Source organism: Ornithinimicrobium sp. F0845 (assembly GCF_023015765.1).
GTDB lineage: Bacteria > Actinomycetota > Actinomycetes > Actinomycetales > Dermatophilaceae > Ornithinicoccus.
This window is the reverse complement of sequence record NZ_JALKAL010000006.1, coordinates 27,844-49,849: the sequence shown is the minus strand read 5'-3', so window position 1 is coordinate 49,849 and position 22,006 is coordinate 27,844. Positions and strand designations below refer to the sequence as shown.

Genomic DNA, 22,006 nt, shown 5'->3' with positions numbered 1-22,006 from the left:
CCGCCGTCTCACGGTCCGTCAGGATGCGCCTCGTCCCAGGCCCTGGCCACCTTCTGGGGCCACGCACATCCGCCACGCCTCGACGACGAACTCCCGGGCCTCGGCCGGGTCGAGCCGGTCCATCCGCGCCCGGACCCAGTTGAAACGCAGGTCGCTCTGCGACGGGAGCGAGAAGGTGTCCGGGTCGCTGGCGATCAGGCCGTCCCGCTCCTCCTTGGGGAAGCCGAACTCGATGATCTCCTCGTCGTCGGAGAAGGCCACAAAGACCAGCGACCCGACCCGGAACTTGCGCCGCCCACGGACGAACACCTCGTAGGCGCGCTCGAGCGTCAGCGCGAACGCGCGCACGTCCTCGACGTCAGCCACCTGCTCATCCCAGCACAGCCAGCACGACGCACAACGCGCCGAGTGGTCGCGTCGAGCCCGATGCATAAGACGGCCATCGACCCGCGGCGGGGCGTCACCTAATCGGTGCGAGCAACACGCCGTCGGAGTGAGGTCCTAGTGCTCGCACCGACGGCGTGTTGCTCGCACGGAAACCGGGCGGGCACGGGCGACCAGTCGGAAGGATCTGCCGGACCGCTCTCAAAGGCTGAGTCCGTGTCACACCGACGGCCTGCTCACCGGGCCCATGGCGGCGTCGATGACCTGGCCGCCGGGGTCCGACGACGTCCAGGACTGCTCGAGGTGCTTGACTCGCGCTACCCCGGCGCTGCAGCCGACCCTGTGCACCGACATCCCCGGCGCTGCAGCCGACCCTGTGCACCGACACCCCTGGCGCGGAGGACAACGTGGACGCCGCACCCAGCCCGGACTGACGGCGGTGCTCGCCTCTCGGCGTCCCGTGAGACCTGCCTCACAGTCCGAACTTCCACCGGTTTGAGCAGAGCGAACCAGTCAGGCCACCGACCCGACAGGAAATTTTCCTGCAGTGATCACCAATCACCGAAAACCCTATCTGACCAGCACTTTTAGTGGTCAGCGACACTCTCGAACTGGTCCATACTCATTCGCATGCCGCTGCAGATCGGGATCTTCGGACGGGGCCGCCTCGGCTCCGCGATCGCCGCTGCCGTCGAGCGCAGCGGCGACCTCGAGGTGGCCTGGCTGGTCGGCCAGGACACGCCGGAGGACCTCTCCCCCGTCGACGTCGCCCTCGAGGTGAGCCACGCAGGCGCCGTCGCCGACCGCATCGGCTGGGCACGCCGCACCGGCACCGACCTCGTCATCGGCACGACCGGCTGGGACCGTTCCCTCCTGGACGACGACGCTGGCACCACCGGCCCGAGCACCCAGGCGACCCACGCCCAGGCGACCCACGCCCAGCCGAGCGCCGGGGAGAGCCCGGCGATCGGCATACTCACTGCCCCGAACTTCTCCCTCACGGTCGCCCTGCTGCGCCGGATCAGCCTCGCCCTCGGTGGCTACGCCGCACTCCAGGGCGGCGACCTCGCGGTCAGCGAGATCCACCACACGCGCAAGGTCGACGCGCCCAGCGGCACCGCGCTCCTGCTGCGCGACGCCCTCGCCGAGGCCTCGGGCCAGGACGTCCAGACCGCCAGCCTGCGACTGGGCGAGGTCGTCGGGCGCCACGACGTGCACCTGACCAGCGCCGTCGAGTCGATCACCGTGACCCACGAGGCGCACTCGCGCGACGTCTTCGCCCTCGGCGCCCTCACCGCCGTCCGCTGGCTGCACGGCCGTCGCGGAACCTTCACCTTCGACGACCTCGCCGCCGAGGTCCTCGACCCGTTGTTCCGACCGACCACTGCATGACCCACACCCACACAGAAGGAGGAACCATGAGCGGTGCACAGTTCACCGGCCTCGGCGTGGCGCTGGCCACCCCGTTCACCACAGGGACGGAGTCGACCGCCAAGCCGGCCGTCGGCGGAGGTTCCTCCCGCATGCGGCCCGCCGTGGACCTCGCGGCCTATGACCGTCTCGTCCGGCACGTCGTCGCCGGCGGCGCCGACTTCCTGGTGGTCCTCGGGTCCACCGGCGAGGCCGCCACGGTCGACGAGTGCGAGCGCGCCGGCCTGGTGCGCACCGCCCGCGAGGCCGCCCCCGGCGTGCCCCTGGTCGTCGGCACCGGGCACAACAACACGGCGTATGCCGTGGAGCTGGCCCGCGCCGCCGTCGCCTCGGGCGCGGACGGGCTGCTCGTGGTGACGCCGTACTACAACAAGCCGCAGCCCGCCGGGATCGTCGCGCACTTCCGGGCGATCGCCGAGGAGCTGCCGGGCGTGCCGATCATCGCCTACAACGTGCCCGGTCGGACGGGCTCGAACCTGACGCCGGAGACGCTGCGCGAGCTGTGGGCGATCCCGGAGGTCGTGGCCGTCAAGGAGTCCTCGGGCGACATGCGCCAGATGGTCCGGATCTGCCAGGAGGCGCCCGCCGGCAAGGCCGTGCTGGCCGGCGACGACGACCTGGCCCTGCCGGCGATCGCCGTCGGTGCGACCGGGCTGGTCTCGGTCTGTGGCAACGTCGCGCCCACGCAGACCGCGGAGCTGGTCCACAGTGCGGTCGCCGGCGACCTGGTCCGCGCGCGCGAGCTCAACGCCGAGCTGGCCCCGCTGATGTCCGCGCTGTTCTCCGAGACCAACCCGGTGCCGCTCAAGGCCGCGCTGGCCTGCCTCGGCCTGGCCACCGGCATGGTGCGGCTGCCGCTGGTGCCCGCCGCGCCCGACACCTGGGCACGGATCCAGGCGGCCCTGTCCGATCTCGCGCTGACCCCCGGAGCACCCACCGCACCGGCCGTCGAGCTGCGGACGGCGGTGGCGTCATGACCGCCACGACCACGCCCGCCACGACCACGACCACGACCGCCATGACCACGACAGGCACGACTCTCGTCGACTACCTCTCCCGGCCGGTCGCGGAGCTGCGGGAGGATCCGACCGCTCCAGAACGGCTCGGGGAGTTCCTCGACGCGCTGGAGTCCGGCGCGGTCCGGGCTGCCGAGCGGGACGCCGACGGCACGTGGCACGCCGACGCCTGGGTGAAGTCCGGCATCCTGGCCGCCTTCGCGCTCAGCGAGACCATCGCGGTGCCCGGCTGGCCGGGCGGTGCGGTCGACAAGTCGCTGGTGCCGCCGCGACAGATCGACCCGGCCCACGGCATCCGGCTCGTGCCGGGCGGCACCTCCGTGCGCCGCGGGGCCGGCCTGGCCGAGGGCACCGTCGTCATGCCGCCGAGCTATCTCAACACCGGTGCGTGGGTCGGCACCGGCTCGATGGTCGACAGCCACGTGCTCGTCGGCTCGTGCGCCCAGGTCGGCGAGCGCGTCCACCTGTCCACCGCCGTCCAGCTCGGCGGCGTGCTCGAGCCGATCGGGGCCACCCCGGTCGTCGTCGAGGACGACGCGTTCGTCGGGGCGCAGTGCGGGCTCTACGAGGGGGTCGTCGTCCGCGAGCGCGCGGTCCTCGCCCCGGGCGTCACTCTCACCTCGCGCACCGTGATCTACGACCTGGTCAACGGCCGCGAGGTCCGCGGCGAGGTGCCCGCCGGTGCGGTCGTCGTCCCCGGCTCACGTCCCGCCCGCGGGCAGTATGCCGAGTCGCTGGGGATCTCCCTGTATGCGCCGGTGATCGTGAAGTACCGCGACGGCTCCACCGACGCCTCGACCGTCCTCGAGGAGGCGCTGCGATGAGCACGGCGACCCGAGTCACGTCCTTGTCGCCGTCGTTGATCCGGGCCATGTCCGTGGGTGCCCCGCCGGAGGCGATCGACCTCGGTCTCGGGGTGCCCGGCTGGGCGCTGCCGGAGCCGGCGCGTCGGGCGCTGGAGGAGTGCGCTGCCCGTGAGGAGCCGCTGGGCTACGGCCCCATCGGCGGCATCCCCGAGCTGGTGTCGGCCATCGGCGACTACCACCTGCTGGGGGACGTGACATCGGTGCACCCGGTGCACCAGTGTCACGTCCCTGGTGACGTCGCCGACCAGGTGATGGTCACGGCGGGGAGCCAGGCGGCGCTGACCGCGCTGTTCCTCGCCCACGTCTCCCCCGGCCAACGGGTGCTGGTCCCCGATCCCGGCTTCCCGGCATACTCCACCCTGGCCCGGCTGGCCGGCGGCGTCCCGGTGCCGTATGCGCTCGGCCCGCGCGGCGACCTCGACACCCAGACGTTCCTCGCGCTGCTGGAGGGCGACGTGGGGCTCGCGGTGATCAACCACCCCGGCAACCCGACCGGTGGTGGGGCCTCCCTCGAGGCGCTGGCCGCGGTCGCCTCGGCGTGCCGCGCGGCGGGTGCCGTCCTGGTGTCGGACGAGGTGTATCGCGACGTCCACCTCGGGCCGCGCCCGGCCTCGCTGCGGGATGTCAGCACCAGCGGTGTCGTCGTGTCCTCGGTCAGCAAGGGCTGGGCGGCCCCCGGGTTGCGTGTCGGCTGGGCCGTCGGCGACCCGGCGCTACTGGAGCCCGCGCGGCTGGTGCACAACGCGATGACGACCAGCGCGGCCCGGCCGAGCCAGCTGGCCGCGACCGCCCTGCTGCGCAACTCCGCGGAGGTGCTGCGGCAGACCCGGCGCGAGCTCATCCAGCGCTGGTCGATCGCCCAGACCGGTCCCGTGGCGGTCCGCCCGGTGGCCGCGCCCGCCGGTGGCTTCTATGCCTGGATCCCGGTGCCGGAGTGGGCGGTCGGCGACACCCTCGGCTTCTGCCGGCGGGTGCGCGACGAGGGTCACGTGATCGTCGTGCCGGGCACCGCCTTCGGCGCGGCCGGTGAGGGCTTCGTGCGGGTCTCCTGCGGCGGCGACCCCCGGCTGCTGGCGCAGGGGTTGCAGCGGATGGCGCCGTTCTGGGAGGTGCCATGACGACCACCGCCATCACGACCGCCGCGGGCTCTCTGACCGCCGTGTCGGGTGACCACCACCTGTTCGCCCTCACGGACTCGGCCGCCCTCCTGGTCGCCGAGACGTTGGGCACCCCGTGCTTCGCCTACCGTCTGGATCTGGCCCGGGAGCGCTTCCTGAGCCTGCGGTCGGCGCTGCCGGACCGGGTGCGCCTGGCGTATGCCGTGAAGTCCAACCCCGGCGCCCCCCTCCTGGCCGAGCTGGCCTCGCTGGGCGCCTGGTTCGACTGCGCCTCGGCCGGTGAGGTCGTCGCCGTCGGCACCGCACGGGACGAGGTCGGCTGGCAGGCCGGTCCGAGTGAGGCCGTGCCGGGTCGCATGGTCTTCGCCGGCCCCGCCAAGTCCGAGGCCGACCTGCGCGCCGCTCTCGCAGCCGGTGCCCGCATCCAGGTCGACGGCATCGAGGACGTGGAGCGGCTGGCGGCCTGGCACCACGGCACGGTCCCGCTGGCGGTCAACGTGCGCGTCCACCCCCTCGAGGGCGTCAGCGAGACGGCCTCGATCATCGGCGGCTCCGGTCCGTCGGCGTTCGGTGTGGACGAGGAGGACCTGGCCGACTTCGTGGCCGCGTGCGCCGCCTACCCCCAGGTGCGTCTGTCGGGACTGCAGGTCTTCTCGGCCAGCAACGAGCTCGACGCGGGCCGGCTCGTGGCCAACCACGCCACCGCGCTGGGGATCGGGCAGCGGCTGCAGTCGCTCCTGGGTCACGACCTCGACCTCATCGACCTCGGTGGTGGCCTGGGCATCCCGTATGCCGTGGGCTCCCCCGAGCTGGACATCGCCGCCCTCGGCGCCGGGCTGGCTGAGCTGCTGGAGGCCAATCCGTGGTTCACCGGCGACATCGTGCTGGAGCCGGGCCGGTGGGTCTCCGGACCGACCGGCGTCTACCTGACGCGTGTCGTGCGGGTGAAGGAGAGCCGCGGCACGACGTTCGCGATCCTGCAGGGCGGGATCAACCACCTGCTGCGTCCGCTCATGACGGGTCAGTCCTTCCCGGTGCAGTCGGTCCCGGACCGGCTCCGGCCCCGGACCGCGGAGGACGGTGAGCCAGGCGGGGCCGGTGAGCGCACGACATACTCCCTGGCGGGGCCGCTGTGCACCTCACTAGACCGGGTCGGCACGGCGGAGCTCGGACCGCTGCGGCCCGGTGACCTGCTGGTGTTCGGTCAGGCCGGGGCGTACGGGTTCACCCAGGCGATGACCAACTTCCTGGGCCACCCGGTGCCCGAGCAGGTCTGGCTGGGCGGCTCGACCAGTTCCTGAGTTGGCTTCACCGCTCGACGAAGCAGGTGATCCCAACATCCTGGCACGCAACACGCAAGCGCTCGTCTCGCGTCCACATCCTTGCGCCGCCCACGATCGCCACGGACCCCAGCAGCTGCGCGTCCACGGCACTGAGGCCTCGGCCCCACAGGCGACGAGCACCCACGAGCGTCAGCAACTCGTCGTGCCTCAACACCGGGAACTGACGCAGGCTCCCCAGGAGGCCCAGCACGTCATCACGTTGGGCGATCGCCCCGAGTGCGAGCTCTTGAATGACCGCAGGATGACCACCGACCTCGTCACCATCCAATTGCTCGACGAGCTGCGGTTCGGTCTTGTGCAGGTGGTCGATCCACACTGATGTGTCCACCAGGATCACGCCGCGCCGCCCCTCCTCCGCGGTGCGGCAACCGCCTCTGGGTCCGACCCTCCGAGGGCAGCGAGTCTCTTGGCGCTCTCCACCCGCACCAGTGTCTCCAGCCCTTCCCGCAGCAGTGCAGCCTTCTCGGTGGTGCCAGTCAGTTCACTGGCCCTTGCCAGCAGATCGTCATCGATGGTCACTGTCGTCCTCATGACACTCCTCCTCATCATCTATCGCATCAATTGATGCTCCTAATGATGTCATCCATGAGAGGATCTGCGCCACAGCAGCCAGCCGGCAGCCAGCAGGACCAGGGCTCCGGCTGCCGGGCCCAGTGCCGGCCACACGGACCGTGCTGCAGCAGACTCGGGATCGGCCTCCGGCGCGGGCTCAACCACGGCGACCGGGTCGGACGCGGTGGCCGGGTCGGGCGCCGCGACCGGGTCGGACGCGGTGGCCGGGTCGGGCGCCGCGACCGGCTGGCCGGGACCGGTGACCGCCTCGACCTCCGCAATGAGTCCTGGGGTGGCCCGGGACGTGCCGTCGCACAACCCGGACTCGCCGTCGCGGACGAAGAAGACGTAGTCGTGGCCGACCTGCATGTCCTCCAGGCCGCATGAGGCGCCGTGCGAGACGGAACGGAACGTCAGCGGGTCCTCGGGTTCGCCCTTGAAGACCGTCTCCAGCTCGGCCGTGTAGGTGACCCGGTCATCGCTGCTGACACTTCCGTCGCCGCGCGCCGGCGGTGGCTCCACCGCGGTGAGCTCTCCGACCGCCACGGTGTCGACATATCCGAGCAGCTGCTCGGTGTCCGCTGGCCCGCACGAGCAGGCCAGGGCCGCGGTCGGGGTGAGCAGCACCAGGACTGGCGTGAACAGGACGGTGGCCAGGGCGGTCAGGGCCGTCGGCCAGGTGCGTGGGCGTGGCATGGTCGATCCTCTCCGAGGCTGGGACGTGACCGCCGCGTCGTCGGTTCCGGGAAGGCTCGGAGGCCGCCCCTTGCGAGTCGGCGGGCGGTCAGGCCGCTCACCAGGGCACAGGCCGTCAGCACCCACTCCACTGTGGCCACGAGGTGACGTGCCCGGCTGATGCTGTGTGCCGTGGGCCGAGGCCCGTCTCCCAGGAGGGGCCGGTCCTCGACTCGACGTCCGTATCTGAGCGCGCCGCCGAGCTGCACGCCGAGCGCTGCCGCCACGGCGCTCTCGGCGACCCCGGCGTTCGGCGAGGGGTGGGCCGGTGCGTCCCGGCGCACGACCTGGGCGACGGTGCGTGCCGCCGCCAGGTCGGGGGTCAGAGCGGACACGACAGCGACCACCGCGGCCATGATCCGGGCCGGCACCCAGGCCATGGCGTCGTCGAGCCGGGCCGCCGCCCAGCCGTAGAGTTCGTAGCGCTCCGAGCGGTGCCCCACCATGGCGTCCATCGTGTTGACGGCGCGGTGCGCCAGCACCCCGGGAGCTCCCGCCACCAGGGCCCAGAAGACAGGAGCCACCACGGCATCGACCGTGTTCTCCGCCAGCGACTCCACCACCGCCGACGCGACCCCGGACTCGTCCAGGCCTGACGGGTCCCGGCCCACCAACCAGGTGACCCGCACCCGGGCATCCTCCAGGTCTTCTGCCAGGAGCAACTGCTCGATGTCGTGGGAGGTGGTGCGCAGCATCCGCCCGGAGCTCGCCACCCCCACAGCCACCGCCGTCGCCACCGCGCGGCCGAGAGGACGGGGCACCGGAGCCACGTCGCACATCCTGGTGAGCACCCTTCCTGCGAGCAGGCCGGTGCCGGCGCCGATGACTGCGTGCACGACCCCGCGGACCCGGCTGTCGGCATACAGCACCTGCTCCACCTGTTGCATCGCGGTGCCGAACCAGGCGACCGGGTGCCAGGCATCCGGCGGTTCGCCGAGCACGCGGTCGAGCAGGAGCCCGACGGTCACCCCGAGGGCGCGGCTGCTCACCACCCAGGCGCCTGGTGAACCGGGGTGGCTGCGCGGGCAAGCTCGAGGAGTGCGGGCACGTCGAGGTGCTTCTCGGCCCAGTCCGCGAGGTGCTCCAGGTGTGCTTCGAGGGCGATGTCATAGCCGAACAACAGCGGGTCGAAGTCGCGGCCCCGGGCGACAGCGACGTCCCCGATGAGTTTCTGCCGCAACGGGTCCGAGTCGAGGATGCCGTGCACCGAGGTGCCGATGACCCGGCCGTCGTCGCTGAGGCAGCCGTCGACGAGCGACAGCCCTGGATCGCGGGCAGCGGTCGGGTCCAGATCGAGCCAGGGTGTGGCTCCGGCCGCGGGTTGCGGTCGGCCCCAGCGGATCTCGTAGCCAGCTGCCTCGACGTCCGGGTCGGCGGCGAGCCTGCCGTGCACTCGGGTGACGATCTTTGGCGCGGTGAAGGTGGTCACGACCGGAAGCAGGTCCAGGCCTGGCACCTGTCCCCTGCCGGACTCCAGGTCGTCCGCGATCACCTCGCCGAGCATCTGATAACCCGCGCAGATCCCGAGGATCCACGGGCCGTGAGGTTCGGCGGCCCGGTCACGCAGAGCCTCGTCCAGCCCCTGCGCGCGCAGCCAGTCCAGGTCGAGGACGGTCGCCCGGCTTCCCGGGACGATGATCAGGTCAGCCTTCGCGAGGTCGTCCGGGACGGCGGCCCCACGCAGGTCCACCGAGGGCTCCAGCACGAGCGGGTCCAGGTCGGCGGGGTTGGCCAGGTGGGGCAGCCGGATCACGGCAACTCGGACCGGGCGACCGACCCGTCCCGACCGCCCTCGCAGTTGCCCGAAGACGTGCTGGTCCAGGCCCAGGGAGTCCTCCTGCCCGAGCATCACGTGGTCCCCCAGGTGAGGCAGCACGCCGAGGACCGGGACCCCGGTGCGCGCCTCCAGCTCGCGCAGCCCGTCACCCAGCAGCGACACCTCACCCCGGAAGTTGTTGATGATGAAGCCACGCAGGCAGGCCCGCAGCCGCTCGGGCAGCAGCGCCCACGTGCCGTAGGCCGCGGCGAACGCCCCGCCGCGCTCGATGTCGACCACCAGCACGGCTGGCGACCCGGCGGCCGCAGCGAGGGGAAGATTGACCAGGTCGCGCTCCAGCAGGTTGATCTCGCCCGCTCCGCCGGCGCCCTCCAGCAGCACGACCTCGTGCTCTGCTCGCAGCGACTGCAGCGCTTCCAGCACCACGGGACGCAGCCGCCGGGCGCGTTCGCCATAGTCGACGGCGTCGGCGACACCGTCCTCCTGGCCCAGCACGACCACGTGCGAGGACCGCTCCCCGGACGGTTTGAGCAGCACCGGCCCCATGCGGACGTCCGTGTCGACCCGGGCGGCCAGCGCCTGCATCGCCTGGGCCCGCCCGATCTCGCCGCCGTCGGACGTGACCGCGGCGTGGTTGGACATGTTCTGCGCCTTGAACGGCGCCACGTCCACCCCGCGCCGGGCCAGGGTCCGGCACAGCGCGGTCACCACCGTGGACTTCCCGGCGCTGCTTGTGGCACCGACGACCAGGAGCGCACCGGAGCCCGCCGGTGACGTCCGACAACCCGTGCGCTGCCCCACCGGGGCGGCCTCAGTAGTCGATGCCACGGCGTGCCCGGATCCCCTGCTGGAAGGCGTGCTTGACCGGCACCATCTCGGTCACTGTGTCGGCCACCTCGACGATCGGGCCGGGCATCTCGCGACCGGTGAGGAAGACGCTGACATCCTCCGGGCGCTCCCGCAGCACGGTCGTCACCTCGTCGATGTCGATCCAACCCCAGTTGAGGGGATAGGAGATCTCGTCGAGCAGGATCATCCGGTGGCTGCCAGCGGCGATCAGGGCCCGTGAGAAGGTCCACGCCGCAACGGCCTTGGCCCGACTCTCGTCGAGGTCGTCCGACTCCCACGAGAAACCGTCACCCGCGGCGAACCAGTCGACGCCGAGCTGACGCATCATGGCCTCCTCCCCGGTCCGCCACCGGCCGGACTTGATGAACTGCACCACCGCCGTGGGCCAGTCCCGGCCCCGGCTGCGCAGCAGGGTCCCGAACGCGGCGGTGGACTTGCCCTTGCCGTGGCCGGTGTTGACCAGCACCAGCGAGGGTGCCGACCGCAGCTCGCGGCGGTCGTAGGGGCGCTCGGTGCGGGGCTCGGCGTGCTCGGTCATGATCTCTCCTTGGTATGCCGTGGGGCGGGTGTGACGACGAGGTGACCCTCGAGGGTGTGAACGCGGAGCGGGTGACCGTAGACCTGCGAGAGCAGCTCGGGCTCCAGCACCTGCTCCGGTGTCCCGTGCGCCATCAGGTGACCTCTGTGGAGCAGAGCCAACCGGTCGGCATACCGTGCTGCGACACTCAGGTCGTGCATGGCCGCGACCACGGTGAGCCCCTGGTCGTGCCGCAGCTCATCGACCAGCTCGAGCACCTCGACCTGGTGGCCCAGGTCGAGCGCACTGGTGGGCTCGTCGAGCAGGAGCACAGGTGCCTGCTGGGCCAGGGCCCTGGCGATCACCACCCGCTGGGCCTCACCGCCGGAGAGGTGCAGCACCGACCGGTCGGCGAAGGAGCTCATCCCGAGCCGGCGCAGCACGTTGACGGCGATCTGCCGGTCGGCCCGCGACTCCGAGCCGAGCCAGCCGAGGTGGGCGGTGCGGCCGAGCAGGACATACTCCACGACGCTCATGCCCGGCGGCAGCTCCGGAGCCTGCGGCATGAGCGACAGGTCGGTGGGGTGCGGCGGCCCACCGGAGGCCACCTCGAACCGGCCCGAGCTGGGCACCAGCCCGACCGCGGCCCGCAACAGGGTGGACTTGCCCGAGCCGTTCGGCCCGATCAGGCCCAGCCACTCCCCGGCGACCAGGTCGAGGGTGATCTCGCGCAGGACCTGGACCTGGCGGTAGGCAACATGGACGTCGCGCACCCGGAGGGCCGCGCCGCGCACCGGTGCCGTCGTGCTCATCGGTCACCTCTCCCGCGCCACAGGATGAAGCAGAAGAAGGGCGCTCCGACGAACGCGGTGATCACGCCCACCGGCAGCTCTGCCGGGGCCGCCAGGGTCCGCGCCCCGATGTCGGCCAGTGCCAGGAAGGCCGCCCCGACCAGGGCCGACAGCGGCAGGAGCATCCGGTAGGACTGCCCGACGACCAGCCGCACGATGTGCGGGGTGACCAGGCCCACGAAGCCGATGAGCCCGCTGACCGAGACCGCCGCGGCGGTGACCAGCGTGGCAGCGGTGACCACCACCAGCCGGGACCGCGCCGGGTGCAGCCCCAGCGCGCGGGCCTCGTCGTCTCCCAGACGCAGCACGTCCAGGTGGCGGGCGTGCAGGAGCAGGATCACCCCGGCGACGATCACGTAGGGCAGGAGCAGTGACACCGGGTGCCACCCGTGCGTGGCCAGCCGTCCGAACAGCCAGGACAGCACCTCGCGGGCGCGTGTCTGGTCCAGCCGTTGCAGCGCGTAGGTCTGGGTCGCCGAGAACAGCGCAGCCATGGCGATGCCACCGAGCAGCAGGGTCGCCGGCGTGCGGAAGGAGCAGCGCGCCACCAGGACCGACCCGGTGACCGCCAGCAGCGCCCCGAGGAAGGCGGCGGCCGGCAGCGCACCGATCGGCCCCCACGACAGGTCCAGCCCGAACCCGAGGGCGAGCACGGCCCCCAGCCCGGCCCCGGCGGAGACACCGAGCAGGTAGGGATCTGCCAGGGGGTTGCGGAAGACCCCCTGGTAGCCGGCGCCGGCCAGGGCCAGGGAGGCGCCGACCAGCGCGGCCAGCACCGTGCGCGGCACCCGGATCTGCCAGAGCAGCCCCTCCTGCTGCGGGGTCAGCGTCTGCTCCACCTCGATCCCCGGCAGCGCGCCGACGATGGCGCGCACGACGCCGGAGGGGGCGAGCCCCCCGGCCCCCTGCAGGACGGAGAGGGTCCCGATGAGCAGGAGCAGCGCGACCGCTCCCGCGACCGCCGGCCACCGGAGCCGGAAGGCACGCTCGGCGGCCTCCTCCAGGCCGTCCCGGGGGCGGGTCTGTGTGATCACGACCATGCCGTATGCCGTGTGCCTGGGTCTGCTGGCCCCGGCGGCTCAGCGTCCGGCCGGGACGGCGATGTCGGTCAGCACGTCCGCGACGAACGTGACGAGCTGCGGCAGGCGGGGTCCCCAGCGCGAGGAGATGTCGGACTCGACGACGATGATGTTGCCGTTCTTGACGGCCGACACCTCGGACCAGCCGGGGCGTGCGGCGACGTCCTCCGGGGTGTAGGACAGCTGGCTCGGGATCACGATCAGCTCCGGATCGGCCGCGATGATGGCCTCCTCGGTGAGCTGGGGGTACCCGGTCTGGTCGGTGTCGGCCGCGTCAGCGATGTTGGTGGCGCCCATGGCCGAGTACACCGACCCGATGTAGCTGTGACTGCTCGCGGAGAAGAAGGTGTCATCCAGCTCGTGGTAGATCCGGATCCCGGAGTCCTGCGGGGCCGCGGCCAGACCCGCCTCCATGGCCGCACGCATTTCGGCGATCGCTGTCGCCGCCTCGTCGACGTGGCCGGTGGCCAGACCGAGCACCGCCATGCCGTCGTAGCCGCTCTCGACGTCGGCGGGGGCGGGGTTGATGATCACCGGGATGTCGAGGGCGTTCAGCGAGGCCACGAGCTCGTTGGTGTCGTTGGCCACGACGACCAGGTCGGGTTCGTAGCCGACGATCGCCTCGACGTTCGGGTCATAGCCGGACAGGTCGGTGGTGGGCGCCTCCTCCGGGAAGTTGGAGTAGGTGTCGGCGGCGACGACCTGGTCTCCGGCGCCGATGGCGAAGAGGATCTCGGTGGCCGACGGCGAGAGCGAGACGATCCGCTCCGGCTGCTCCCGGACGGTCACCTCGCCGTCGGGTGTGTCGACGGTGACCGGGAAGGCGTCGAGCGCGGTCTCCGTGTCGGCGTCGGTGGGGGTGTCGGCATCCGCCGCGGTGGCGTTGGCGGCATCCGCTGCCGTGGGGTCGGCGGCATCTGCCGCGGTGGCGTCTGCTGCATCTGCGGCTGAATCGGTGCTGCTCTTGGCGGGTTCCTCGTCCGTACCGCAGGCGGTGAGGAGCAGGGTGGCGGCGGCAAGCACGGTCACAACGCGGGTTCTGGGGCGGGGCATCGTCATGGTGGTCTCCTGTCGTCGAGGTTGGTGCTGCTCGAGCGACAGTCCACGGCAGGGTCCGCCGTCCGAACCGGCCCCTGGTCCTCGAGGGCGAATGGTGCGGATCATCGGGCAGTTCGACCGGACTCGGCCTTCTGGACTCAGGGTCCGAAGGCTCCACCGTTGCGGGACAGTGCCGGGTTCTCACCGGACTTCGTCTGCACGACGGGCTCACCATACCCCCCGACGGCTGGTCCGCTCTCAGCGCCTCGACAACGCCCGTTCCACGATCTGCAGACCGTCGCTGTCAGGCACGGCCATGCGTGCCACACCGGCCAGTCCGAAACTGGCACAGTCGCGCACGAGCACGCCCTGTGGGGCGAGCTGCTCGCGCAGCCCGGGTTCGTGGATGAGCACCCACGGTGCGTCTGCCGCCTCCACGGACAGTCCGTGCGACTCCAGCACAGCGACGAGATCCGTGCGGGCATCCCGGATCGACCGGGACCAGCTCGGCAGGTCAGCGGTCTCCAGGAGGTCGGGCACCAGGCTCAGCGCAAGCGTGCTCACCGACCAGTGCGCCTGCTGCTGGGCGCAGGCCCGGACGACCTCAGGGTCGGCGATGACGTAGCCCAGTCGCAGCCCGGGACAGTGGAAGGTCTTGGTCAGCGAGCCGACCACCACGCCCGCCCGGCCAGCGGTCCACCGGCCCGTCGCCAGCGCATAGAAGGCCTCGTCCCACACGTCGGCCACCTCGTCCGCGCCAGCTAGCCGACCGGTGGGGCTGTGCGGGTCGGTGCGCCAGAGCGGTCCGCTCCCACCCCGTGGGTGCAGACCAAACTCCGGCTCGCGGACCCGGCCTCCCAGGACCGCGGTCAGGACGTGGATGGCCTCACTCCCACCGTTGGTGACCAGCAGACACTCCGGTGCGACGTCCAGGGTCTCCGCCAGCACAAGCGTGGCCTGGCGCGGGTCCGGGTACCGCCCCACGGCGTCGAGGTGGCGCAGCACCAGTGGATCCACCGACGGGGCGAACGGGTTCATGTTCTGCGACAGGTCGACCAGGTCCCGCGGGTCGAGACCCAGCGCCAGCGCCACGGCCACGCCGTCCCCTCCGTGGGAGCCAGCGGGAGGCACGGGCGAGCGCTGCGAGGACATGGCGAGATCTTGCCAAGGCCATTCGGTGCGCACACACCCAGGCCGGTCCACCGCAGAGCGCGATCTACCGCAGGGCGCGATCCACCGCAGGGCGCGATCCACAGCATGGCGCGATCCACAGCCGGCACCGACAGCACCACCGCCGGGCCAGCAAAGGCCACCGCCTTGCTCCACCATTCCGAGCTGAGCCCAGGACGGTGCCGGGCCGCGAGGCCGGCCACGGCGTAGGGCCGGTGCATGCGGTCGTTCGTCTGGATCGGGGCGGGGTTCTTGGTGGGGTCGTTCCTGCACCCCGTGGGCTACTTCATGGTCGCCTGGGGCGCCTGGCAGTTGCGGGGCACGACGCGGCTGTCACCCTGGCTGGTCGGCACCTCACTCTGCGCGGGCGTGGCCCAGATCGGCGCCTGGGACACCGGCGCCGGAGAGCCCTGGTCCCTCGGTGCCGTCGCGGCGGTTGTGAGCGAGGTGCTCGCGTGCACCGTGCTGATCCAGCGCGCTACGGACAGGCAAACCCGGTCGCGGAGGCGTCTGCTCGGCCTTGCGCTGCCGGTGTCGTACGTGCTCCTGGCCATCGCGTGGACACCGACCCGGGGCGAGCTCGGGACCGGAGGAGGCTGGGACGCGGCGTTGGCCCTGACCCTGCTCGTCAACATGATGCTGACGGTGATCCTGGGCGGCCTGCTCATCGCACATCGCCCGACGACCCACACCGATCAGACGCCGACACCCATCGGCGCCCGTGCTGCCCACTGAAGGGGCAGCACCCGTCGGTGCCAGTGCTGTCAGCTGAGGGGGGACCCGCTCAGTTCATGCAGGTGCCGGTGTAGTAGTCGGACAGCGCCTCGCCCGCCGCCGCGACGTCTGACGCGCTCCCCTTGGCGAGCACAGCGCTGGGGTCGCTGTCGATGGTCTCGACCGCGGTCTGCAGGTATCCCTTCCACGTGAAGAAGTCACCCTCGAGGTCCTCGGGCACGTGGGACTCTGCCGCGGTGAGCAGGTCGAGTCGTTCCTGGGCGTCAGCGCCGGTGTTCATGCCGGGGATCAGCGGCGCGAACGCAGTCGCAGCCGTGGCCGAGCTGTCCGTGAGGGTCGTGCAGAACTCGTCTCCGCCCGAGCTGCACGCACCCAGCGTGAGCACGGCGACCGTTGTGCCGAGGACGATGAGCGGTGAACGTCGCATGAGGAGCTCCGGGATGTGGGAACTGGCCGCGTCGAGTTTAGACGACCGACCCGACGGCGCTGAGCACGCACGGCTGCCGGTCTCAGAGCGACCGTCGCGACGAGACCAGCCACCCGATGGCCAGCACGCCAACGCCTGCCGCGAGTGCGATCCACGGAACCGCAGACGGGCTGGTCTCGGGGTGGATCGTCGTGCCCTGGTCTGCCTGGATCTTGTGCGGACTCGGCGCAGCGACCGCCTGCCCCGGGCCGGTCACCGCCTCGGCGGAGAGGCGCACCCGGCCCGTGGCGGTGGCCAGATGGCGGTTGTGGTCCCCTCGCGCGTAACCTCCGAAGGAGCGAACGACATGACGTCCGCGCACCCTTGAGCGGAGGCTTCTCATGGCCACGAACCAGGACCATCCGACGGAGAACACCGACCAGGCGACCCGGGTCGCCACGTTCCACCGCCTGCACGAGTCGGGGACCTTCGTCATGCCCAACCCGTGGGACGCCGGCAGTGCCGTCGTCCTGGAGCAGCTGGGCTTCCCGGCCCTCGCCTCGACCAGCGCCGGGGCCGCGTGGACACTGGGAAGGCCCGACAACGGGCTCACGCTGGAGAGCGCCCTGGCACACCTCCGCGCGCTGACTGCCGCCGTGAGCCTGCCGGTGAACGCGGACTTCGAGGGCGCGTTCGCCACCAGCCCCGAGGAGGTGCACGCCAACGTCATGCTGGCGACGGGCACGGGCGTGGCCGGGCTGTCGGTGGAGGACTCCAGCGGTGACCCCGAGGAGCCGCTCTTCGACGCAGCGCTGGCCGTCGAACGGGTGGCCGCCGCGCGTAAGGCGATCGACGACAGCGGCACCGGGGTGCTGCTTACTGCGCGGAGCGAGGGCTTCGTCGTGGGCCGGCCGGACCTGGAGGAGACGCTCCGCAGGCTGCGGGCCTTCGCCGAGGCGGGTGCGGACTGCCTCTACGCGCCACGCATCACCACGACCGAGCAGATCAGCGCGGTCGTCGAGGCCGTCGCCCCGAAGCCGGTCAACCTGCTCATCAATGCCCCCTTCATCACCGTGGCTGAGGCAGCCGAGCTCGGGGTCCGGCGGATCAGCGTCGGCGGCACGATGGCCCGCGCGGCTTGGGGAGGATGGCTCGGCGCCGCCCGGGAGATCGCCGAGTCCGGGACGTTCACCGCGTTCCAGGACCTGCCGGACGTGGACGGGCTGCTGCGGTCTTAACCCTGAAACCGGTGTTGCCCCTCCCGAACGGGCGCTCCCTGCGGTCGGGGACTCGCCTGAGCGCGGCGCACCACTTCAACGGTGAGCTCGAGCTCGGCGCCGGCGTTGCGCGGGCCTGCCTCGCGACCGTCTGTGTGGACTTCGTGCCGGTGTGTGGCTTTCGGTCCCTATACGGGGTCAAAAGCCACACACGAGAACAGAATCCACACGGCAGCGGACTCCACACGGCAACGGACCCCACACCCAAGCGCACGACCCTTCCCGGAGGTTAGGGTCCGCCTCCTCAGGCGGGTGACTGAGCACAGTCGGCCCCGCAGATCAGCGTCGCTGGCGCACTGGCTCGGGTTGCCGTGAGCGCCCGCCCCGGGACGTCGCGACATAGGCCCCGACCAGCACGAGCACGACGCCCAGCAGCGACAGGGGCGCCACGGACTCACCCGCCAGACCGGCGCCGAGCCCGAGGGCGACGGCGGGCACCAGGTAGGTCGTGACGGACGCCCGCGTCGCGCCCACCCGGCCCACGAGCGAGGCGAACATCGCGAAAGCGACCCCCGTGCCCAGCGCGCCCATCGCCACTACGGCCGCCACGCTCTCGAGGCTCGGCGTGGCGTCAGCCAGGCCCGGGAGGCCGAAGGGCGCGGACACCACGACCGCCACGAGCTGCACCCGCCAGATCACCGGCAGCGCCCCGTTGCGGGCCTGCAGCGGGCCGGAGACGTTGAACGACAGTCCGTAGCAGACGACCGCCAGCAGGCACATGGCGATGCCGGCCAGGCTGGCCGCCCCGTCGACGTTGGGCAGGCCGATGGTCACCACGCCCACGAACCCGACGGCCAGACCGACGACCAGGCGCCGACTCAGGGCCGCGCCGAACAGCAGCACGGCGAAGGTCGCGGTAAACAACGGCGCCGCCCCGTTGATCATGCCCGCCAGCGCCGAGGAGATGTGCTGCTCGGCGAGGGTGAACATGACGAACGGCAGCGACATCCACACCACCCCGAGGAAGATCACGCCACCCCAGTCCCGGCCGTGCCGCAGCGGTTGCCACGACCCGGGGATCAGCGCCAGGGCAGCCGCCCCGAACACGATCCGCAGCCAGGCGATCAACCCCGGTGAGAAGTCCTCGAGACCGACCTTGATGAGGAAGAACGAGGAACCCCACATGACGGCGATGGTGACCAGGGCCGCCGCGTCCCGCAGGGCGAACCGCGCCGCTGCGGGAGAGGTGACCGACGGCATACTGCCCATTCTGGTCAGTGCTCGCGCGCTGCCTTCCGGAAGGAGTCGAACGTGTCCCAGACCGCGATGACCACCAGCACGATGACGGTGACGATCAGGGTCTGCTCCTCGTTGACGCGCAGGGTGCCGCCGTCGGCGAGCCACGCCGCCGGCAGCGTGTCCCAGGCATAGAGGTCGTCGCGCGCCGCCAGCCACACCAGAGGCCCGACGAACAGGATGGTGCCGACGAGGTTGGCGACGGCGGTCGGCCAGGTCCACCGTCCGCGGGCCAGCACGAACACCGAGGCCAGCAGGCTGGCGACCATCCCGGCCGCGAGGAGCCAGCGCAGGGAGTATGCCGTGTCGGTGAAGATCTGTCCCCACGCGAAGCCGTCCAGGTCCCCGCCGAGCCGGCCCGGCAGCAGCAGGATCGTGAGCACGAACGCGTTGAGGACCACGGAGAGTATGCCGTCACCCCAGGACACCTGCCGGCGCTGCGGCTCGGGGAGGTCGGCCGGGTCCCAGTCCTCGTTGGTGCCGAGGATCTCCAGGGTCTCGGACTCCGCCCCCGTGCGCTCGGCGATCGCGAACCCGACGGTGACCCAGAAGGCCACCATGAGCGCGGCGTAGAGGACGCCGCTCACGATGCTGCCGAGGACGTCGAGCGGGCGGTCCTGGTCGATCACGCCGAGGACGAGCATGATCACGCCGACCATGGCGGGCACCCACAGCAGCAGCGCCTTCAGGGTGCGCAGCCAGGCGGGGTAGAGGCGCGGCCCGATCACCGCCCGCACCTCCCCGCGGTAGTTGTCCGCGAGCGTGGTCGGGTGGCCCAACTCACGGAGCGCGGCACGCTCGGCCTCGGCCGGGTCCGTGCCCTCGGGGCTGGCGGCGACGGTGTCCTCGATGGTGCCGCGCAGCTCCTCGGCGATGTCGGAGCGCTGCCGCTCGGGCAGCTGCGAGGTGACGGCGTGGACGTAGCGGTCGGTCAGTGAGCTCATGAGTTACCCCTGCTGGTCAGTGTCTGTAGTGCGGTGTTGAGGGCGCCCCACTCCTGGGTGAGCGCGGTGCGGATGGCGCGGCCGTCCGCGGTGAGGGAGTAGAACTTGCGCGGCCGACTCTCGTCGGTGTTCCACTCGCTGACCAGCAGGCCCTGCTTCTCCAGGCGCCGGAGCAGCGGATAGAGGGTGTTGCCCTCGACCTCGATCCCCGCGTCCGAGAGGTGCTCCAGCAGCGCGTAGCCGTAGCGCGGCTCCCCCAGGCTGGCGAGCGCCGCGAGCACGACGGTCCCCCGCCGGATCTCTTGGCTGTGCGCGGCCAGCGTCTCCTCGATGTTCACGACAGACACGATAGTGTGTGTGACACAGTATTGTCAAGTACACATCACCTGCCGACGCACACCAGTGTCTGATCCACCCGTCAGCCGTCCGAGTCTCCGCCGCGCTCGGTAGAGTCGGGGCGTGCGCGCAGCCGTGAACACCCGCTACGGCCCACCCGAGGTCGTCGCCGTCACCGAGGTCCCCGTCCCCGAGCCGGGCGACGGCGAGCTCCTGGTCCGGGTCGACGCCACCACCGTCAACCGCACGGACTGTGCCTACCGCGCCGCCCGGCCGTTCTTCATGCGGTCCCTCACCGGCCTGCGCGGACCCCGGCGCACGATCCTGGGCACCGAGTTCGCCGGCGAGGTGGTTGGGACCGGCGGGCAGGTGGACCGGTTCGCCGTGGGCGATCTGGTCTTCGGCTACTGCGAGGGCCGGTTCGGCGCCCATGCGGAGTATGTCGTGGTGCACCAGACCTCCTCGGTCGCCACGGTCCCCGCCGGGGTCGGTCAGCACGAGGCAGCCGCCTCGACCGAGGGCTTCCACTACGCGCGCTCCGCGATCCGCAGGGCGGGTGTGCGCCCCGGCGACGACGTCCTGGTCAACGGGGCGACCGGCGGCATCGGGTCGGCGGCGGTCCAGCAGCTCGTGGACATGGGCGTCTCCGTGACCGCGGTGTGCGCCGGCGAGCACCTGGAGCTGGTGCGGGGCCTGGGGGCCGCTCACGTCGTGGACTACACGACGGAGGACTTCACCGCCCTGCCGCAGCAGTTCCACGTGGTCATCGACGCCGTCGGCAAGAGCACCTTCGGTCGCTGCCGCGGTCTGCTGCGACCCGACGGCGTCTACGTCTCATCCGAGCTCGGTCCCGGCTGGCAGAACCTGCCCCTCGCCCTCCTCGGCACCGTGCGGCGCGGTCGCCAGCGGGTCGTCTTCCCCTACCCCGAGGACAACCAGGCCGTCGTCGAGGAGATCCGCGACCACCTCGCCGCGGGGACCTACCGACCGCTCATCGACCGCACCTACCCGCTGGAGGACATCGTCGAGGCCCACCGCTACGTCGACTCCGGGCAGAAGATCGGCAACGTCGTCATCAGCGTGGCCCGCCCGGTGGCAGAGTCTGACCCGCAGCCCTAGCGTCGAAGACGTCGGGCCGCGCGCCCCGGCCGGCCCGGGAGAGGACGTCATGGCGACCTGCGAGGTCTGCGGCAACGACTACGACAAGAGCTTCGAGGTAACCGCCGCCGGCAGCACCCACGTGTTCGACAGTTTCGAGTGCGCGATCCACCGGATGGCCCCGATCTGCGAGCACTGCGGCTGCAAGGTGATCGGTCACGGCACCGAGGTGGAGGGGCGCTTCTACTGCTGTGCCCACTGCGCCAAGCAGAGCGAGGGCGACGTTCCCGTGGACGATCGCGCGGGCTGACACCGGCAGAATGGGGTCATGACCTACGAGATCCTCCTCTACCCACGCACGCCCGGACAGGACTGGGTCGAGGTCCTCGCCGCCGACGAGACCGATGGTCCGGTGCTGGACCAGACCGGTCTGAACCGAGGGGTCGCCACGTTCCGCCGCGTGGAGGCCCGGCTGCGCGATCAGCTCGCCGAGCCGGTGCGGACCTGGGTCGCCGAGGAGCTCGACGGGGACGTCCTCGGCCAGCTCCAGACCAGGGACAGCGGTCTGCGGGTCGACCTCAACGACCGGTCCGCCTCGGTCTCCGCACCCTACGGCGGTCCGGGGGCTCCGGTGCAGGACCTGGTGCGGCAAGCGGTGGAGATCGTCGCCGCGGAGACCGGCTACGAGGCCTACGACCCGCAGCGGGGCGACACCTTCGACGGCAGCTTCGACGACGTGGCGGCGCAGGCGTCGCCGGTCCGGACCCCGGACCAGGACGACCTGTGGGCAGAGGAGCCCGCCAGCCACGACCCGGAGGGCGGCGAGTCTGCCGACGCGGCGAGCGGCGCCGCGCTCCACGACTCGGTCGCGGACGACGAGGACCATGACGCCCCTCTGGATCCTCGGGCCGAACGCGCCCGCCTCATCCAGGAGCGTCGCCAGGAGCTCCTGGAGCAGCGCAGCACCCCGAAGGCCCTGCGACGCCGCGGCTGGGTCTACGTCGTCTTCGGCGTGCTCCTCACAGTGATCGCCGTGATGCGCGTCTCCGCGGGCCAGACCGACTTCCTCACCTGGCTGTTCCTGGGGTTCGGTGCGTTCGAGCTGGTCGGCGCGTGGCTGCTGTTCTCCCAGGCGACACGGGCGGAGGCCGCTCAGGGCCAGGAGCCCGCCGACACGGCGGACGAGGGTCCGGAGGACCCGCTCCAGCGCTGAGCCGCGTGGGTGGGTTGACCCATGCCCGCCGCGGC

Annotated in this window: 25 protein-coding genes; 10 read left to right on the top strand and 15 right to left on the bottom strand. The window is 71.7% G+C overall.

Annotated elements, in window-relative coordinates; all coding sequences use genetic code 11:
* Positions 1–18: 18 nt before the first annotated feature.
* Positions 19–366, bottom strand: a complete 348-nt coding sequence (locus tag MWU75_RS10370) for an MmcQ/YjbR family DNA-binding protein (RefSeq protein ID WP_247090277.1) — start codon at positions 364–366, stop codon at positions 19–21.
* A 648-nt stretch (positions 367–1,014) separates the two neighbouring features.
* Between MWU75_RS10370 and MWU75_RS10365 the strand changes: the two genes are divergently transcribed.
* From MWU75_RS10365 to MWU75_RS10345, 5 genes are read left to right on the top strand one after another with little or no spacing between them, the layout of a single operon-like run.
* A complete protein-coding gene (locus tag MWU75_RS10365) occupies positions 1,015–1,776 on the top strand; it encodes a dihydrodipicolinate reductase C-terminal domain-containing protein (RefSeq protein ID WP_247090276.1) in 762 nt (253 codons plus the stop codon).
* A 26-nt stretch (positions 1,777–1,802) separates the two neighbouring features.
* Positions 1,803–2,792 carry a 4-hydroxy-tetrahydrodipicolinate synthase gene (gene dapA / locus MWU75_RS10360; RefSeq protein ID WP_247090274.1) on the top strand — a complete coding sequence of 330 codons (990 nt, stop codon included), beginning with the start codon at positions 1,803–1,805 and terminating at the stop codon, positions 2,790–2,792.
* Positions 2,789–3,655, top strand: coding sequence for a 2,3,4,5-tetrahydropyridine-2,6-dicarboxylate N-succinyltransferase (locus tag MWU75_RS10355; protein ID WP_247090272.1), 867 nt, complete (start codon positions 2,789–2,791; stop codon positions 3,653–3,655). The genes dapA and MWU75_RS10355 overlap by 4 nt, the downstream gene beginning before the upstream one ends.
* Positions 3,652–4,815: a pyridoxal phosphate-dependent aminotransferase gene (locus MWU75_RS10350; protein WP_247090270.1), complete on the top strand. Its 1,164-nt coding sequence runs from the start codon at positions 3,652–3,654 to the stop codon at positions 4,813–4,815. Before MWU75_RS10355 ends, MWU75_RS10350 begins: the two co-directional genes overlap by 4 nt.
* Positions 4,812–6,116 (top strand): hypothetical protein, encoded by a 1,305-nt coding sequence (locus MWU75_RS10345; RefSeq protein ID WP_247090268.1) that lies wholly within the window; start codon positions 4,812–4,814, stop codon positions 6,114–6,116. Before MWU75_RS10350 ends, MWU75_RS10345 begins: the two co-directional genes overlap by 4 nt.
* Positions 6,117–6,123: 7 nt before the next feature.
* On the opposite strand, the gene MWU75_RS10340 is transcribed toward MWU75_RS10345, so the two are convergent.
* From MWU75_RS10340 to MWU75_RS10295, 10 genes are all read right to left on the bottom strand, one after another.
* Positions 6,124–6,495: a type II toxin-antitoxin system VapC family toxin gene (locus tag MWU75_RS10340; RefSeq protein ID WP_247090266.1), complete on the bottom strand. Its 372-nt coding sequence runs from the start codon at positions 6,493–6,495 to the stop codon at positions 6,124–6,126.
* Positions 6,492–6,689: a type II toxin-antitoxin system VapB family antitoxin gene (locus MWU75_RS10335; RefSeq protein ID WP_247090264.1), complete on the bottom strand. Its 198-nt coding sequence runs from the start codon at positions 6,687–6,689 to the stop codon at positions 6,492–6,494. The genes MWU75_RS10340 and MWU75_RS10335 overlap by 4 nt, the downstream gene beginning before the upstream one ends.
* 48 nt (positions 6,690–6,737) lie before the next feature.
* On the bottom strand, positions 6,738–7,406 hold the full coding sequence (locus MWU75_RS10330) for a hypothetical protein (RefSeq protein ID WP_247090262.1): 669 nt from the start codon (positions 7,404–7,406) through the stop codon (positions 6,738–6,740).
* Positions 7,373–8,434 carry an adenosylcobinamide-phosphate synthase CbiB gene (gene cbiB, locus MWU75_RS10325; RefSeq protein ID WP_247090261.1) on the bottom strand — a complete coding sequence of 354 codons (1,062 nt, stop codon included), beginning with the start codon at positions 8,432–8,434 and terminating at the stop codon, positions 7,373–7,375. The genes MWU75_RS10330 and cbiB overlap by 34 nt, the downstream gene beginning before the upstream one ends.
* On the bottom strand, positions 8,431–10,023 hold the full coding sequence (locus MWU75_RS10320) for a cobyric acid synthase (RefSeq protein WP_247090259.1): 1,593 nt from the start codon (positions 10,021–10,023) through the stop codon (positions 8,431–8,433). The genes cbiB and MWU75_RS10320 overlap by 4 nt, the downstream gene beginning before the upstream one ends.
* Positions 10,024–10,033: 10 nt before the next feature.
* A complete protein-coding gene (gene cobO / locus MWU75_RS10315) occupies positions 10,034–10,609 on the bottom strand; it encodes a cob(I)yrinic acid a,c-diamide adenosyltransferase (protein ID WP_247090256.1) in 576 nt (191 codons plus the stop codon).
* Positions 10,606–11,400 carry an ABC transporter ATP-binding protein gene (locus MWU75_RS10310; RefSeq protein ID WP_247090254.1) on the bottom strand — a complete coding sequence of 265 codons (795 nt, stop codon included), beginning with the start codon at positions 11,398–11,400 and terminating at the stop codon, positions 10,606–10,608. The genes cobO and MWU75_RS10310 overlap by 4 nt, the downstream gene beginning before the upstream one ends.
* Entirely contained in the window at positions 11,397–12,473 is a 1,077-nt protein-coding gene (locus MWU75_RS10305) for an iron ABC transporter permease (RefSeq protein ID WP_247090252.1), read from the bottom strand. Before MWU75_RS10305 ends, MWU75_RS10310 begins: the two co-directional genes overlap by 4 nt.
* A 45-nt stretch (positions 12,474–12,518) precedes the next feature.
* Positions 12,519–13,577 (bottom strand): ABC transporter substrate-binding protein, encoded by a 1,059-nt coding sequence (locus MWU75_RS10300; RefSeq protein WP_247090250.1) that lies wholly within the window; start codon positions 13,575–13,577, stop codon positions 12,519–12,521.
* Between the two features lie 237 nt (positions 13,578–13,814).
* Positions 13,815–14,708 carry an aminotransferase class I/II-fold pyridoxal phosphate-dependent enzyme gene (locus tag MWU75_RS10295; protein ID WP_247090249.1) on the bottom strand — a complete coding sequence of 298 codons (894 nt, stop codon included), beginning with the start codon at positions 14,706–14,708 and terminating at the stop codon, positions 13,815–13,817.
* 237 nt (positions 14,709–14,945) lie between these two features.
* Between MWU75_RS10295 and MWU75_RS10290 the strand changes: the two genes are divergently transcribed.
* Entirely contained in the window at positions 14,946–15,461 is a 516-nt protein-coding gene (locus MWU75_RS10290; RefSeq protein WP_247090248.1) for a hypothetical protein, read from the top strand.
* 49 nt (positions 15,462–15,510) lie between these two features.
* Here the strand turns inward: MWU75_RS10290 and MWU75_RS10285 are convergent, their stop codons facing one another.
* Positions 15,511–15,888 carry a hypothetical protein gene (locus tag MWU75_RS10285; RefSeq protein ID WP_247090247.1) on the bottom strand — a complete coding sequence of 126 codons (378 nt, stop codon included), beginning with the start codon at positions 15,886–15,888 and terminating at the stop codon, positions 15,511–15,513.
* Between the two features lie 380 nt (positions 15,889–16,268).
* Here MWU75_RS10285 and MWU75_RS10280 point away from each other — a divergent pair, with 380 nt between their 5' ends.
* A complete protein-coding gene (locus MWU75_RS10280) occupies positions 16,269–17,105 on the top strand; it encodes an isocitrate lyase/phosphoenolpyruvate mutase family protein (protein ID WP_247090246.1) in 837 nt (278 codons plus the stop codon).
* A 318-nt stretch (positions 17,106–17,423) separates the two neighbouring features.
* Here the strand turns inward: MWU75_RS10280 and MWU75_RS10275 are convergent, their stop codons facing one another.
* Genes MWU75_RS10275 through MWU75_RS10265 form a run of 3 tightly spaced genes read right to left on the bottom strand, consistent with a single transcriptional unit; the run spans position 17,424 to position 19,662 of the window.
* The gene (locus MWU75_RS10275; protein WP_247090245.1) at positions 17,424–18,344 is read right to left on the bottom strand and encodes an EamA family transporter; all 921 of its coding nucleotides are present in this window, start codon (positions 18,342–18,344) and stop codon (positions 17,424–17,426) included.
* 14 nt (positions 18,345–18,358) lie between these two features.
* Positions 18,359–19,324: a permease prefix domain 1-containing protein gene (locus tag MWU75_RS10270; RefSeq protein WP_247090244.1), complete on the bottom strand. Its 966-nt coding sequence runs from the start codon at positions 19,322–19,324 to the stop codon at positions 18,359–18,361.
* Positions 19,321–19,662 (bottom strand): PadR family transcriptional regulator, encoded by a 342-nt coding sequence (locus MWU75_RS10265; RefSeq protein ID WP_247090241.1) that lies wholly within the window; start codon positions 19,660–19,662, stop codon positions 19,321–19,323. Before MWU75_RS10265 ends, MWU75_RS10270 begins: the two co-directional genes overlap by 4 nt.
* Positions 19,663–19,783: 121 nt before the next feature.
* Here MWU75_RS10265 and MWU75_RS10260 point away from each other — a divergent pair, with 121 nt between their 5' ends.
* Genes MWU75_RS10260 through MWU75_RS10250 form a run of 3 tightly spaced genes read left to right on the top strand, consistent with a single transcriptional unit; the run spans position 19,784 to position 21,971 of the window.
* Positions 19,784–20,779, top strand: coding sequence for an NAD(P)-dependent alcohol dehydrogenase (locus MWU75_RS10260; RefSeq protein ID WP_247090239.1), 996 nt, complete (start codon positions 19,784–19,786; stop codon positions 20,777–20,779).
* 49 nt (positions 20,780–20,828) lie between these two features.
* Entirely contained in the window at positions 20,829–21,068 is a 240-nt protein-coding gene (locus MWU75_RS10255; protein ID WP_247090238.1) for a hypothetical protein, read from the top strand.
* 18 nt (positions 21,069–21,086) lie between these two features.
* Entirely contained in the window at positions 21,087–21,971 is an 885-nt protein-coding gene (locus MWU75_RS10250) for a hypothetical protein (RefSeq protein WP_247090236.1), read from the top strand.
* Positions 21,972–22,006: the final 35 nt, after the last annotated feature.